The organism is Kitasatospora sp. NPDC005856, assembly GCF_040629945.1.
In the GTDB taxonomy this organism is placed as follows: domain Bacteria; phylum Actinomycetota; class Actinomycetes; order Streptomycetales; family Streptomycetaceae; genus Kitasatospora.
The window spans coordinates 1-13,384 of record NZ_JBEXWT010000122.1; the positions used below are offsets into that span (position 1 = coordinate 1).

The following is a 13,384-nucleotide window of genomic DNA, read 5'->3' on the forward strand; positions in this document are numbered from 1 at the left end:
ACGAGTACGAACAGGCGTACTGGGCGAGACTGGAGCAAGCCCCTCAAGCCGCCTGATCACACGATCGCGGACTCCACGGAAGTCGGGGCAGCTCACTCGGCGACGCCGCCCACGCCAAGCCCTGGCTGGTCCTCGTCGCCGTCTTCGTCTCACTGCCGTTCACCACCTACACCCTGCTGGCCGGCCTCCAGACCGTCCCCGCCGAGGTCCACGAGGCGGCCAGGGTCGACGGCGCCACGCCCTGGCAGACCTACCGCAAGGTCACCCTGCCGCTGCTGCGCCCCGCCTTCCTGGTCGGTCTGGTGATCAACCTGATCAACGTCTTCAACTCGTTCCCGGTCATCTGGGGCATGACCCAGGGCGGCCCGAACGCCGACACCGCCACCACCACCGTGTTCATGTACATGCTGCGCGGCTACGACGTCGCCGAGTCCGCCGCCATGTCCGTCGTCAACTTCGTCGTCGTGATCCTCATGGTGATCGTCTTCCTCAAGGTCAGCCGCTGGAACGGGGAGGAGAGCTGATGGCCACCCTCCAGTCGCCGCCGACGACCCGGCGCCCCCGCGCGCGGACCGTCCTGCTCACCGCGCTGGCCTGGGCGCTCGCCGCGCTCTTCGTGCTCCCGTACGTCGAGATGCTGATCACCGGCGGACGCCCGGCCGCCGAGCTGCGGGACAACTCCTATCTTCCGACCCACTTCGACTGGTCCCCGTTCACCAAGGTCTGGAGCGAGACCACCCTCGGCCAGAACCTCCGGACCACCCTGCTGGTGGCCGGCGGCTCGACCCTGCTCGTCCTGCTGGTCGCCCTGCCCGCCGCGTACTACACCGCCCGGGTGCGCTTCCGCGGCCGCAAGGCCTTCCTGCTGCTGGTGCTGGTCACCCAGATGTTCCAGCCCACCGCCCTGCAGGTCGGCCTCTACCGCGAGTTCTTCGCGCTCGACCTGCTGGACACCCCGATCGTCCTGGTGCTCGCGAACGCCGCCTTCAACCTGGCCTTCGCGATCTGGATCCTCAGCGCCTACATCGGTTCGATCCCGATGGAGCTGGAGGAGGCCGCGATGATCGACGGCAACGGCCGCCTCGGCGCGCTGTTCCGCGTCACCCTGCCGCTCGCGCTGCCGGGCGTGGTCACCGCCGTGATCTTCACGTTCATCTCGGCCTGGAACGAGTTCATCATGGGCCTGACCCTCACCAACTCGCCCGACCGGCAACCGCTCACCGTCGGCATCAACAACATGATCGGCGCCTACAGCGTGCAGTGGAACCACGTGTTCGCCGCCTCGCTGGTGGCCATCGTGCCGGTGGTCGTCCTCTTCGCGGTGATCGAACGGCACGTGGTCTCCGGACTCACCGCCGGCTCGGTCAAGTAGGCCACACCACCACCGGGCCACGCGGTGCGGCGGCTGACCCCGCGTCATCAGGATAAGTTCGGGACCGAACCGCTACACGAGAGAGGCGAACAGCGACTGTGGACATCCGGATCGAACCGCTGGGCGATCACGAGTACCTCGTGCGTTTCCCCACCGCCGGTGAGGAGATCACCTCCCGCTTCCAGGCCAGTGAGGCCACCGTCGACCGGCTGAAGGCCCCGGGCGCAGGTGAGGAGCGCATCGTGGCCGAGACCGCCCTGTTCCTCACCAGGCGACAGCCGGTGATCGACATCCCGCCGATGATCGACCTCGACGACGTCGCGGCCGCCTACGGCGACGACTACCTGGACGAACTCGGCAGCCGCCTGAACTCGCTGTGACCGTGGTCCCGGCGGGGCGTCGCCACCCCCATCAACGCGCCGCCGAGGAGACCGACCCGCACGGACACCAGCCGGGCGGAGATCCGTGACAACGCCATCGACCCCGGCAGCCACCAGTGCCGGGGTCGATGGCGTTGACGACCCGCTCGGGACCTGTTAATAAATGAACAGCCATTTATTAACCTGTTGCAGTCGATCATGAGAGGAGGAACCAATGCCACGACCACGCGCTACCAGTGACGCCGACATCCTTGCCGCCACTGGGCGCGCCGTCGGCGCGCACGGTCCCGGCAGGCTCACTCTGGCGCATGTCGGCGCCGAGGCGGGGGTCTCGCCGGCGACCCTGTCGCAGCGGTTCGGGTCCAAGCGGGGCCTGCTGCTGGCGTTCGCCGCGGACGCTGCCGCGCATGCCACCGCGCCCTACCGGAGCGCCAGGGCCGAGCACGACTCGCCCCTGGCGGCGCTGCACGCCGTCGCCGAGGAATTCGCCGGCCACATGTCCACCTCCGAGGAGATGGCCAATCACCTCGGCATGCTCCAACTCGACCTGTCCGATCCCGAGTTCCGCGTCCATGCCGCCGCTTACACCCGCGCGGTGGACGCCGCGCTGCAAGAGCTGCTCACCGATGCCGTGGAGAAGGGCGAGCTCCCGCCCGCCACCGACGTACCGCGCCTCGCCCGCTCCGTCAAGATCACCACTGACGGCTCCCTGCTGCGGTGGGCTCTCACCGGCGACGGCGATCCCGCCGCCCTGCTCCGCGCCGACCTTGACCACCTGTTTGGGAGGACCTCATGACCTTCAGCGCCACCGTCTTCATCGGCACCAGCCTCGACGGCTACATCGCCCGCCCCGACGACGACATCGAATGGCTGACCTCCCGCGGTGAGAAGGCCGGCGACCTCGGCTTCTTCGAGTTCCTCGACTCGGTCGACGCCGTGATCATGGGCCGCAACACCTACGACAAGGTCATCGGCTTCGGCAAGGAGAACTGGCACTACGGCGACCGCCACGTGGGCGTCCTGAGCACCACGCTGCCCGAGGACGCCGACCCGCGCATCACCGTCTACCGGGACATGGACAGCCTCCTCGCCGATCTCGACCGGCGCGGGATCAAGCACGTCTATCCCGACGGCGGACGTCTCATCCAGAGCTTTATCCGCGCTGGTCGCGTCGATGCGTTCATCATCAGCGTCGCCCCGGTCCTGATCGGGGCCGGCCACCGGCTCTTCGGCGAGCTGACCAAGGACGTCCCGCTCCGCCTGGACTCCACCGCCGACGTCGGCGGCTTCGCCCAGCTGCGCTACACCCTGGAGAAGTAGGAGCCCACTCGGGCTCCCCGGCGATGCCGCGCGAGAGCCGGCCGGCGGACAGGTTTCCGTCATCGCGTCTCGGAGGCCGACCGGTCGGCGGCCACCGGGTCCGGGGGCTGGGAACGGCGGCGGTCGGCCCCAGGTCGAGGCGCTTGTCCATATCCAGACGGAAGGTGCCGTATGGGCTGACGTTCGACCAGACGACGCCCAAGACGGGGAAACGGGGCCCGTCCAGATACCCGCGACCTCCCTTGCGGCTGTTGTCCGAGCCAGGACTCCAGGGCCCACTCGAGCGATCCGACCGCGGCCGGGGCCCTGGGCGCCCGGAGCCTTTCGACCTCACCGCTCCCGACCCCTGGAAGCATGGCGGATGTCCTGTCAAACTGCCTGCCTCACAGCCTACTTGGGAAGGAACGAGCCATGTCGAACGGCGAAGTGCGCAGACCGCCGGCGCGGCGGCTACGGGCGCTGCTCAGCCTGCTGGTCCTGGCCGCGGCCGCACTGCTGGCGGGGCCGGTGCCGTCCGCCGCGGCGGCGGCGACCGAGGCGGAGGTGTACTACATCGGGGACGACGGGGGTCTGTGGAGCTACCAGTACTCGGACACCGCCGGCAGCTGGAGCGCGGCCGCTCGGCGCGGGCCGGCCGCCCTCGCCCCGCCGGGCGCGCGGGTGGCGGCGGTGCGGGTGCCGGGCCACCGGCCCGTGGTCTACTTCGCCGCGACGGACGGCTCGCTGTACGAGTACTGCGCCGACTACCCGGCCTCGGCGCCGTTCTCGATCAGCGCCGCGGCCACGGCCGAGCCCGGCGGGCGGATCACCGCCGCGTGGGCGGGCACCCGGCTGACCCTGGTCACCGGCGCCTGGACGGGCTCCACGACGGCGGCGACACCGGCGTCCCCGGCGGCGGCCCCGACTACGGCAGCCCCGGCGGCGGCCGCGCAGTTCAACGACGCGTGCCTCCCGATGACCGTGGACTGGCGCCAACTCCCCGCCCCCGCCTACCCGTCCTCGGAGGCGGCCTCCTTCGCCGTCTCCGACCGCGCCGGGATCTTCACGATCGGCGACACCGGCGGTGTGACCGTCGGCTGGACGTCGCAGGCCACCGGCGGGATGACCACCTACAGCGTCGCCCCGGCGGGCAGCGCCCGACCGGGCGGCGGCATCGCGGTGGCCCCCGGAACCACCTCCGGCACCGTGTCGGTGTTCTTCGCCGGCCGTGACGGACGGCTCAACCGGGCGACGGTCACCACCGGAGCCGGCCGCATCGGCTCCCTCCAGGCGAACACCACCGCCCCGGCCGGCAGCGTTCCGGACGGGGCCGTGGTCTCGGCGGCCCGGAACGCGGCGGGCACCGCCGTCGGCTACGTCGCCACCGACGGTTCCATCACCCTCGCCCACCTGTCCTCCGCGGGCCTGTGGCAGAGCACGGAGGCGGTCAGCGCCACCGGGTTCTCCAACCCCGGCAGCTCGGTGGCCATCTCGGACGTCGACGGCTACCCGGCCTGTGGCACCAACGGCCCCCGTGTCGTCCACTTCGGCCCCGTCCGCGGCCCCTCCCCCGACCCGTGGGTCACGGCCGGCCTGAACGCGACCCTCGGCGCCGCCATGACGTTCGCGTAGGCATCCGCGCGGCCGGCCGGTGTCTGGCAGTCGCAGCCGTACCCGCAGGGCCTGTCGGTGCGGGGCGCCGCCCGGCTCCACACCTCCGTCACCGCCTCCGACCCCGAGGGCACGGCGGTGGCCTACCTGTACGACGTGGACGCCCTCGGAGTCGGCCGGCTGATCTCCCACGGCCCGCAGAGCTGGACCGGACGCACCCCGGGCCGGCCGTTCCCGCTCGACGTCACCCTCTTCGCCACCGCGTACGACGTCCCGCCCGGCCACCACCTCGCCCTGGTCCTCGGCACCCGCGACGCCCTCTACGGCGGCACCACTCCCCTCGGCAGCACCGTGACCTTCACCTCCACCCCGGCGGACCCCGTCGACCTGGCCCTGCCGGCGCGCTGAGGCCCGGACGGCCGGGGGACTCGGGCACTGCGGGAAACGGCTCGAACCGCCCGGGGGCCCTCGCCGCCCGGCGAGGGCCTCCCCGGTCACGGTCGCGAACGGCGGGGGGTGCCGACAGCCGCGTCCCGGCGCCTGCCTGCCGGCACCCCCTCGGCGGTGGCGTGCGCGGGGCTCAGCCCCGACGGGCCCGGGCGTGCCGGACGCCGGTGAGCGCGGTCGGGGCGGTGCCGAGCCACCAGGTGGGGTCGGCGCTGCCGTCGGTGGTGCGGCCGTCGCGGTGGACGTAGTGGCGCACGTCCCGTCCGGGCTCGGCGAACTCGCCGGCGAGGGCCCGCTGCAGCCACTCCGCCCCGAACCGGAAGACCTCGGCGGCCACTCCCCCGAGCGGGTGGAACTCGTCCTCGTAGACCCGCAGTTCCTTCGGGGCCCGGACCCGCTCGAAGCTCTCCAACGCCTGGCCGAGGTCGGTGAGCTCGTCGAACTCGCCGATCCCGTACAGCACCGGGCAGGTGATGTCGGCCACCAGGTCACCCAGCGGCATCCGCTGGGCCAGGTCGCGGTCGAAGGCGGCTTCGTCGGTATACCCGGCCATGTACATGTAGTTGTTCTTGAAGGTCGGCTGGGCGCGCTCGAAGATCGTCGCGAAGTCCCCGGTGACGGCCTCGAAGGCGGCGAGCGCGGCCAGGCGGCGGTCGGTGGCGGCGGCCCGGGATCCCCAGTAGCCGCTCATCGAGATGCCGAACATGCCGATCCGGTCGGCGTCGACCTCCGGGAGCGCGGCCAGGTGGTCGAGGTAACGGCCGATCGCCCGCTCGTAGTTGCCGAGGTCGACGGTCAGTCCGCCGGCGCGGCTCTCGCCCTGGCCCGGCCCCTCGATGGACAGCGCGACCATGCCGCGCGAGGTGTAGTAGCGCTCGGCCGCCCAGATGTAGTCCTCCTTGATCATGTCCATCCCGGGGCCGAGGATGACGGCCGGCGCGTTCTCGACCGGCCCGGCCGGCAGGTGCAGCAGCGCGTGGATCCGCGAGCCCTCGAAGTCCAGCTCCACCCGCCGCACCCGGCCCTCGCGCAGTGCGCCCAGTCGCTCCACACAGTGGTTGGCGCGCTCGCGCATGGCCGTCTTGCGCCGGTCCGCCGCGTCGAAGATCGAGTACTGCGCCCGGCCCCACATCACCGCCGCCCTCAGGTAGAGGTCGGCGGCGGTCTGCGTGAATCCGCCGCGCTCGTGGTGGGCGGCGCGCTCCTCGGCCTGGCCGGCCACCGTCGCCCACGCCTTGGGCAGCATCGCGCCGCTCCTGACCAGCGCGAAGACCTTGGCGAAGTCGGTGTGGTCGTGGCCCAGCTGCTCCATGGTCCCGACGGCCTCGGGGTGCAGCGCGTCGAAGCCGCCCTGGGCGAGGGCGGTGTCCAGGGCCCAGCTCTGGCCGGTCGAACGGATGGTCATGGGTCTCCTCCTTGGGATCCACTTGGCTAAGCACTTAATGAATAAGTACTTAGCTATTAACTACCGAGGCTAGGCTGCTGTCAACCCGCCGAGGAGGACCGACCATGGCCGAGACGCCACCCACCGACGAGCGCGCCCGGGCACTCGACCGCCTGGCCCGCGCCGCCTACCGCCTCAGCGCCGCCGACGCCCGGCTGCGCGGACGCGCCACCCGCACCCCGGGCGCGCTCTCCCTCACCCACGCCCGCGCCCTGCGCACCCTGGCCGAACAGGGCCCCCTCACCATCAGCCGGCTCGCCGCCGCCACCGAGACCACCGGCGCCGCCACCACCCAACTGGTCAACGGACTGGTCACGGCCGGCTACGTCACCCGCACCCGCCAGCCCGAGGACAAGCGCTCCGTCCTGGTCGCCCTCACCGACACCGGCCGGGCCCGGCACGACCAGCGCCAGCAGGCGCTGACCGAGGCCCTGCACACCGACCTGGACGACTACGACGACATGGCCCTCGGCCGCGCCGCCGAAGTGCTGCAACGACTGTCCGCCGTCTACGACCGGCTGTGAGGCCGCGGTCGGGCCACTCCGGCCGCCACGACCGGCACCTCCGGATCACCTCCGGTCGGCATGGCGGGACCCTCCCGGTGGGGCGGCGTCAGACGGCGTTCAGGCCGTGCGCCGCGAAGATCGCGCGGGCTTCGGCGATCTGCTCGGGGCTGGGCGGCGCGGTGTCGGCGAGGGGGAAGTCGAGGCCGAGCGCGCGCCACTTGCGGGCGCCGAGCCGGTGGAAGGGCAGGACGTCGACCCGGGTGACGTTGCCGAGCGAGGCCGCGAAGGCGGCCACGCCCTCGACGTTCGCGGCCGGATCGGTGAGCCCGGGAACGAGGACGAAGCGGACCCAGACCTCGCTGCCGAGGTCGGCCAGGCGGCGGGCGAACTCCAAGGTCGGGGCGAGCGCCCGTCCGGTCACCCGGCGGTAGAGCGCGCGGTCCCAGGACTTGACGTCGAGCAGGACGAGGTCGGTGTCGGCCAGCAGGGCGTCCGTGGCGCGGGCGCCGAGGTACCCGGAGGTGTCCAGTGCGGTGTGCAGGCCGAGTTCGTGCTTGAAGCGGTGCAGCAGCTCACCGGTGAGGACCGGCTGGAGCAGCGGTTCGCCTCCGCTGACGGTGGCGCCGCCACCGGCGGCCCGGATGAAGTCGGTGTACTTGGCGGCCTCCTGGACGAGGTCCTCCGCGGAGGCGCGCCGGCCGTCGCGCAGGTACCGGGTGTCGGGGTTGTGGCAGTACAGGCAACGCAGCGGGCAGCCGGCCAGGAAGGCGACGAAACGGGTGCCGGGGCCGTCGACGCCCGTGGACAGGTCCCAGGAGTGCAGCATTCCCCCGGCGGGGCGACGGGTGACCGCGGCTGCCGGGGTGACCGCCGCCGCGGCGGCGGCAACCGTCTCGGGGAGGCCGAGCGGGCAGGCGGGGAGTTCGGGTCGATCCATGGTGGTGCCTCCTGGAACGGCGGCACCGGCGCCCCGTGGCCGGGGAGGGCGCCGGTGCCGCCTGGCTGGTCGCGCCTACAGCGCGTCGTGGAAGGTGCGGCCGATCACGTCGAGTTGCTGTTCACGGGTGAGCCGGACGAAGTTGACGGCATAGCCGCTGACCCTGATGGTGAGCTGCGGGTACTTCTCCGGGTGGTCCATGGCGTCCAGCAGGGTGTCCCGGTCGAGGACGTTGACGTTCATGTGGAAGCCGTGGCACGTGGTGTACCCGTCCAGCACCCCGACCAGGTTGCCGATCCGCTCCTCGGCGGTGCGGCCGAGCGCGTCCGGGGTCACGGTGTTGGTGAGCGAGATGCCGTCCTCGGCGTGCGCGTAGGGGATCTTCGCGACCGAGAGCGCGCTGGCCACATAGCCGTGGGCGTCGCGCCCGTTCATCGGGTTGGCGCCCGGGGAGAACGGCTCGCCGGCCCGCCGTCCGTCCGGGGTGTTGCCGGTCTTCCTGCCGTAGACGACGTTCGAGGTGATGGTCAGGACGGACTGGGTGTGTTCGGCGCCCCGGTAGGTGGGGTGCTTGCGCACCTTCGCCATGAAGTCCTCGACCAGCCGGACGGCGATCGCGTCCGCGCGGTCGTCGTTGTTGCCGTAGGCCGGGTAGTCGCCGTCGACCAGGTAGTCGGTGACCAGCCCGCTCTCGTCGCGGACCGGACGGACCTTGGCGTACCTGATCGCGGACAGCGAGTCGGCGGCCACCGCGAGCCCGGCGATGCCGCAGGCCATGGTGCGCCGGACGTCCCGGTCGTGCAGCGCCATCTCGATCCGCTCGTAGGCGTACCTGTCGTGCATGTAGTGGATGACGTTCAGCGCGTGGACGTACGTCTCGGCGAGCCACTCCAGCTGCTGGTCGAAGCGGGCCAGCACCTCGTCGTAGTCGAGCACCACGCCGCCCACCGGGGTGGTCACCGGTCCGACCTGGGCGCCGGACACCTCGTCCCGGCCGCCGTTGATCGCGTAGAGGAGGGTCTTGGCGAGGTTGACCCGGGCGCCGAAGAACTGCATCTGCCGGCCGACCTCCATGGCGGAGACGCAGCAGGCGACGGCGGTGTCGTCACCGAAGCGGGGGCGCATCAGGTCGTCGGACTCGTACTGGAGCGAGGAGGTGTCGATCGACACGCGTGCGCAGAACTCCTTGAAGCCCCGCGGGAGTCGCGGCGACCAGAGGACCGTCATGTTCGGCTCGGGCGCCGGGCCCAGGTTGTAGAGGGTCTGCAGGTAGCGGAAGGACGTCCGGGTGACCAGGGTCCGCCCGTCCATGCCCATGCCGCCGATCGACTCGGTCACCCAGGTCGGGTCCCCGGAGAACAGCTCGTCGTACTCGGGGGTCCGAAGGAAGCGGACGATCCGCAGCTTGATGACGAAGTCGTCGACGAGCTCCTGCGCCTGGCGTTCCGTCAGGCACCCGTCGTCCAGGTCGCGCTGGAGGTAGACGTCGAGGAAGGTCGAGGTACGACCGAGCGACATGGCCGCGCCGTTCTGCTCCTTGACCGCCGCCAGGTAACCGAAGTAGAGCCACTGGACGGCTTCACGGGCGGTCGCGGCCGGGCCGGAGACGTCGTACCCGTACGCCGACGCCATCTCCTTGAGTTCGCCCAACGCACGGATCTGTTCGGCCAGTTCCTCGCGCTCGCGGATGGTCTCCTCCAGCCGCTCCGGTTCGGTGGGCGGCGCGTCCAGACCGGCCTTCTCGGCGAGCTTGGCCTCGACCAGCCGGTCCACCCCGTACAGGGCCACGCGCCGGTAGTCGCCGATGATCCGGCCGCGGCCGTAGGCGTCCGGCAGCCCGGTGATCACGCCGGCCCTGCGGGCGGCGAGGATCTCCGGGGTGTACGCGTCGAACACGCCGTCGTTGTGGGTCTTGCGGTAACGGGTGAAGATCTTCTCCAGCTGCGGGTCGACCGGGTACCCGTAGGTGCGCAGCGCGCCGGCGACCATCCGCCAGCCGCCGTTGGGCATGATCGCGCGCCGGAGCGGTGCGTCGGTCTGCAGGCCGACGATCAGCTCCCGGTCCCGGTCGATGTAGCCGGGCGCGTGCGCGGTGATGCCGGAGGGGATGTCGTACGCCACGTCGTGGACGCCCCTGGCGCGCTCGGCCGGGAAGAGGTCGGTGATCCGCCGCCACACCGCCGTGGTCCGCTCGGTCGGGCCGGTGAGGAAGGCCGCGTCGCCCTCGTAGGGGGTGTGGTTGCGCTGGATGAAGTCGCGGACGTCGATCGCGGTCCGCCAGGGCCCGTCCGTGAAGCCGTGCCAGGCGTCGCGCGTCCGCATCTGCGGCTGCGTCTGCGGCTGCGGCTGCGGCTGCGTCTGCTGGAAGGTCATGTCCTCGCTCCCGTCTGTGTTTCCTCGCCACCATGGTGGTCCGGCGAGGGCCCCGGTCCCTGTCCGGAAGGTCCTTGAGGACCGGGGCCGTTGGTCCTCAGGCCTGGTCGCCGTAGTAGGCGCGGCGCATCAGCCGTTGCAGGTCGGCGACCATCGGCATCCGGGGGTTGGCCGGGGCGCACTGGTCCTCGTAGGCGTTCATGGCCTGTCGGGGCAGGGCCGCGAGGAAGGCCTCCTCGTCGACGCCGGCCTCCTTGAAGGAGCGCGGGATGCCGACCCTGTCCCGCAGGTCCTCCACGGCGGCGGCGAGGGACTCGACCCCCTGCTCGGGGGTCGCGGCCGGCAGGCCGAGCGTTCGGGCGATCGCCTGGTAGCGCTCCGGGGCGGTGTAGTGCTGGTACTTCGGCCAGCCGGTGACCTTGGCCGTGGGCGAGCCGTTCCAGCGGATCACGTGGGGCAGCAGGAGGGCGTTGGTGCGGCCGTGGGCGACGTGGAAGGTCGCGCCGAGGGTGTGGGCCATGGCGTGCACGGCGCCGAGGAAGGCGGAGCCGAAGGCCATCCCGGCGATCGTGCCGGCGTTGTGCATCCGCTCCCGCGCCACCGGGTCGTCAGGGCCGTTCAGCACGGCCCGCTCCAGGTGTTCGAAGATCAGCTTGATGCCCTGCAGGGCGAGCCCGTCGGTGAAGTCGTTGGCGTAGACGGAGACGTACGTCTCGATGCAGTGGGTGAGGGCGTCGAAGCCGGTGTCGGCGGTGACGTGCCCGGGCAGGGCGGTGGTCAGGGCCGGGTCGACGATGGCCACGCTCGGGGTGAGCGCGTAGTCCGCGAGCGGGTACTTCTGTCCGGTGGCGGTGTCGGTGATGACGGCGAAGGGGGTGACCTCGCTGCCGGTGCCCGAGGTGGTCGGGATGCAGACCAGCTTGGCCTTCTCGCCCAGGTCGGGAAAGGTGAAGGCGCGCTTGCGGATGTCGAAGAACTTCTCCTTCAGGTCCGCGAACTCCACCTCGGGGTGCTCGTACATCAGCCACATCACCTTGGCCGCGTCCATCGGCGAGCCGCCGCCCAGCGCGATGATGGTGTCCGGTTCGAACTCCCGCATCAGTGCCGCACCCCGGCGGACGGTGTCGATGCTCGGGTTCGGCTCGACGGAGTCGACGACCCGCACCTCGACCGGGTCGCGGCGCCGGTCGAGGACGCCCCGGATGCGCTCCAGGTGGCCGATCTCCACCATCGTCCGGTCCGTGACCACGACGATCCGGTGCGCGTTCGGCATGCTCGCCAGGTACTTGACGGAGTTGCGCTCGAAGTAGATCTTCGGCGGGACCTTGAACCACTGCATGTTGGTGTTGCGCCGCCCGATCCTCTTGATGTTGACGAGGTTCAGCGCCGACACGTTCCCGGACACCGAGTTGTGCCCGTAGCTGCCGCAGCCCAGGGTCAGCGAAGGGGTGAAGGCGTTGTAGACGTCGCCGATGCCGCCCTGCGAGCTCGGCGCGTTCCAGATGATCCGGCAGGCGTCGACCGCGTGCCCGAACTCCTCGACGAACGCCTCGTCCTCGGTGTGCACCGCGGCCGAGTGCCCGAGGCCGTCGAACTCGACCATGGCGACCGCCAGTTCGACCCCGTGGGCACGGGTGTCGGCGGTCAGGACGGCCAGCACGGGGCAGAGCTTCTCCCGGGTCAGCGGCTCCTCGGGCCCGACCCGCTCGCAGTCGGCGAGGATCACCGAGGTGTCGGCCGGGACCTCGAAGCCGGCCGCCTCGGCGACCTGCGCGGCCGAGCGGCCCACCACCTCCGCGTTCAGCCTTCCCCCCGCGCAGTCCCTCCCGTCACCGGCCCCGAACAGGTGGCGCTCCAGCAGGGCCTTCTCCTCCGCGCTCGCGTGGTGCGCCTTCAGCGTCCGGAACTCGGCGAGCGCCGCCCCGCGGATCTCCCGGTCCAGGATCACCGCCTGCTCGGAGGCGCAGATCATCCCGTTGTCGAAGGACTTCGACAGCACGATGTCGTTCACCGCCCGCCGCACGTCGGCGCTGCGCTCGACGTACGCCGGGACGTTGCCCGCGCCCACACCGAGCGCCGGCTTGCCGCAGGAGTACGCGGCCCGGACCATCCCGTTGCCGCCGGTGGCCAGGATCGTCGCCACGTCGGGGTGGTTCATCAGCGCACCGGTGGCCGCCATCGAGGGCTCCGCGATCCACTGGATGCAGTGGGCGGGAGCACCAGCAGCCACCGCCGCGTCCCGGACGATCCTCGCCGCCTCGGCGGAGCAGCGCTGGGCCGAGGGGTGGAAGGCGAAGACGATCGGGTTGCGGGTCTTCAGCGCCAGCAGGCACTTGAAGATCGTGGTCGAGGTCGGGTTGGTCACCGGGGTGATGCCGGCGACCACGCCGACCGGCTCGGCGATCTCCACGATGCCGTCGAGCTCGTCCCGGTACACCACCCCGACCGTCTTCGTCCGGGCCATCACGTGGGTGACGTTCTCGCAGGCGAAGACGTTCTTCACGGCCTTGTCCTCGAACACGCCGCGCCCGGTCTCCTCCACCGCCAGCACCGCCAGCGCGGTGTGCCGTTCCAGCGCGGCCAGCGAGGCCTTCTTGACGATGTGGTCGACCTGTTCCTGGGTGAAGCCGGCGTACTCCCGAAGGGCGGTCAGGGCCCCGGTGACCAGTGCGTCGACGGCGGTGTCCGCGGTCGGCGCGGCGGGCTGGTCCGGGATCGGAACGGCCTGGTCCTTCGCCTCGGTCTGTGAGCGGCTGGGCATGGGCTGGGCCACCTTTCGGTCTCGTGGCACGGGGAAGCGGGCGCCCACTGTCCTCCGACCGGGCTGTCCGCTCACAGCGTCCCCCGACCGGTGTGGTCCGGACCGCTGCCATTGGGGGTGGTCCTGAGGGCCGAAGGTCCCCTCCTTCGCCCGCGCGGTCCCCCTGCGGGCGCGCGGGCACGCGAACGGCCGTGGGGGGGGGGGGGGGGGGGGGCGACCACCCCGGCGGGGGGGGGCCGGGTCATGCGGGGGGC

The 13,384-nt window shown here is 71.6% G+C and carries 10 protein-coding genes and 2 pseudogenes; 8 read left to right on the forward strand and 4 right to left on the reverse strand.

Translation table 11 applies throughout. The features are described 5' to 3' along the window. Positions 1–119: 119 nt before the first annotated feature. The 7 genes and pseudogenes from ABZ449_RS38190 to ABZ449_RS38220 form a co-directional block, all read left to right on the forward strand. A pseudogene (locus ABZ449_RS38190) lies at positions 120–524 on the forward strand (sugar ABC transporter permease); the annotation flags it as partial. Then, entirely contained in the window at positions 524–1,372 is an 849-nt protein-coding gene (locus ABZ449_RS38195) for a carbohydrate ABC transporter permease (RefSeq protein WP_360355617.1), read from the forward strand. The pseudogene ABZ449_RS38190 and the gene ABZ449_RS38195, both read left to right, overlap by 1 nt. Before the next feature lie 98 nt (positions 1,373–1,470). Next, positions 1,471–1,752: a hypothetical protein gene (locus tag ABZ449_RS38200; RefSeq protein WP_360355620.1), complete on the forward strand. Its 282-nt coding sequence runs from the start codon at positions 1,471–1,473 to the stop codon at positions 1,750–1,752. 214 nt (positions 1,753–1,966) lie between these two features. Further along, positions 1,967–2,548, forward strand: coding sequence for a TetR/AcrR family transcriptional regulator (locus ABZ449_RS38205; protein ID WP_360355622.1), 582 nt, complete (start codon positions 1,967–1,969; stop codon positions 2,546–2,548). Next, positions 2,545–3,072, forward strand: coding sequence for a dihydrofolate reductase family protein (locus ABZ449_RS38210; RefSeq protein WP_360355625.1), 528 nt, complete (start codon positions 2,545–2,547; stop codon positions 3,070–3,072). The genes ABZ449_RS38205 and ABZ449_RS38210 overlap by 4 nt, the downstream gene beginning before the upstream one ends. A 411-nt stretch (positions 3,073–3,483) precedes the next feature. Further along, a complete protein-coding gene (locus tag ABZ449_RS38215; protein WP_360355628.1) occupies positions 3,484–4,683 on the forward strand; it encodes a hypothetical protein in 1,200 nt (399 codons plus the stop codon). Between the two features lie 42 nt (positions 4,684–4,725). After that, positions 4,726–5,070, forward strand: a pseudogene (locus tag ABZ449_RS38220) (CocE/NonD family hydrolase C-terminal non-catalytic domain-containing protein); the annotation flags it as partial. Between the two features lie 172 nt (positions 5,071–5,242). On the opposite strand, the gene ABZ449_RS38225 reads toward ABZ449_RS38220, so the two are convergent. Beyond that, positions 5,243–6,514, reverse strand: coding sequence for an alpha/beta hydrolase (locus ABZ449_RS38225; protein WP_360355630.1), 1,272 nt, complete (start codon positions 6,512–6,514; stop codon positions 5,243–5,245). A gap of 104 nt (positions 6,515–6,618) precedes the next feature. Here ABZ449_RS38225 and ABZ449_RS38230 point away from each other — a divergent pair, with 104 nt between their 5' ends. Beyond that, positions 6,619–7,077: a MarR family transcriptional regulator gene (locus ABZ449_RS38230; protein WP_360355633.1), complete on the forward strand. Its 459-nt coding sequence runs from the start codon at positions 6,619–6,621 to the stop codon at positions 7,075–7,077. Positions 7,078–7,165: 88 nt separating this feature from the next. Here the strand turns inward: ABZ449_RS38230 and pflA are convergent, their stop codons facing one another. The 3 genes from pflA to adhE form a co-directional block, all read right to left on the reverse strand. Beyond that, positions 7,166–7,885: a pyruvate formate-lyase-activating protein gene (pflA, locus tag ABZ449_RS38235; protein ID WP_360355659.1), complete on the reverse strand. Its 720-nt coding sequence runs from the start codon at positions 7,883–7,885 to the stop codon at positions 7,166–7,168. 186 nt (positions 7,886–8,071) lie between these two features. Continuing rightward, the gene (gene pflB / locus ABZ449_RS38240; protein WP_360355662.1) at positions 8,072–10,318 is read right to left on the reverse strand and encodes a formate C-acetyltransferase; all 2,247 of its coding nucleotides are present in this window, start codon (positions 10,316–10,318) and stop codon (positions 8,072–8,074) included. Positions 10,319–10,466: 148 nt separating this feature from the next. Continuing rightward, positions 10,467–13,130 carry a bifunctional acetaldehyde-CoA/alcohol dehydrogenase gene (adhE, locus tag ABZ449_RS38245; protein WP_360355636.1) on the reverse strand — a complete coding sequence of 888 codons (2,664 nt, stop codon included), beginning with the start codon at positions 13,128–13,130 and terminating at the stop codon, positions 10,467–10,469. Positions 13,131–13,384: the final 254 nt, after the last annotated feature.

Bases quoted from the DNA above. Each gene is read 5' to 3' on its own strand.
- ABZ449_RS38225 (WP_360355630.1), bottom strand. From the start codon at position 6,514: ATGACCATCCGTTCGACCGGCCAGAGCTGGGCCCTGGACACCGCCCTC.
- pflB (WP_360355662.1), bottom strand. From the start codon at position 10,318: ATGCGGACGCGCGACGCCTGGCACGGCTTCACGGACGGGCCCTGGCGG.
- ABZ449_RS38215 (WP_360355628.1), top strand. From the start codon at position 3,484: ATGTCGAACGGCGAAGTGCGCAGACCGCCGGCGCGGCGGCTACGGGCG.
- ABZ449_RS38205 (WP_360355622.1), top strand. From the start codon at position 1,967: ATGCCACGACCACGCGCTACCAGTGACGCCGACATCCTTGCCGCCACT.
- ABZ449_RS38210 (WP_360355625.1), top strand. From the start codon at position 2,545: ATGACCTTCAGCGCCACCGTCTTCATCGGCACCAGCCTCGACGGCTAC.
- pflA (WP_360355659.1), bottom strand. From the start codon at position 7,885: ATGCTGCACTCCTGGGACCTGTCCACGGGCGTCGACGGCCCCGGCACC.
- adhE (WP_360355636.1), bottom strand. From the start codon at position 13,130: ATGCCCAGCCGCTCACAGACCGAGGCGAAGGACCAGGCCGTTCCGATC.
- ABZ449_RS38230 (WP_360355633.1), top strand. From the start codon at position 6,619: ATGGCCGAGACGCCACCCACCGACGAGCGCGCCCGGGCACTCGACCGC.
- ABZ449_RS38195 (WP_360355617.1), top strand. From the start codon at position 524: ATGGCCACCCTCCAGTCGCCGCCGACGACCCGGCGCCCCCGCGCGCGG.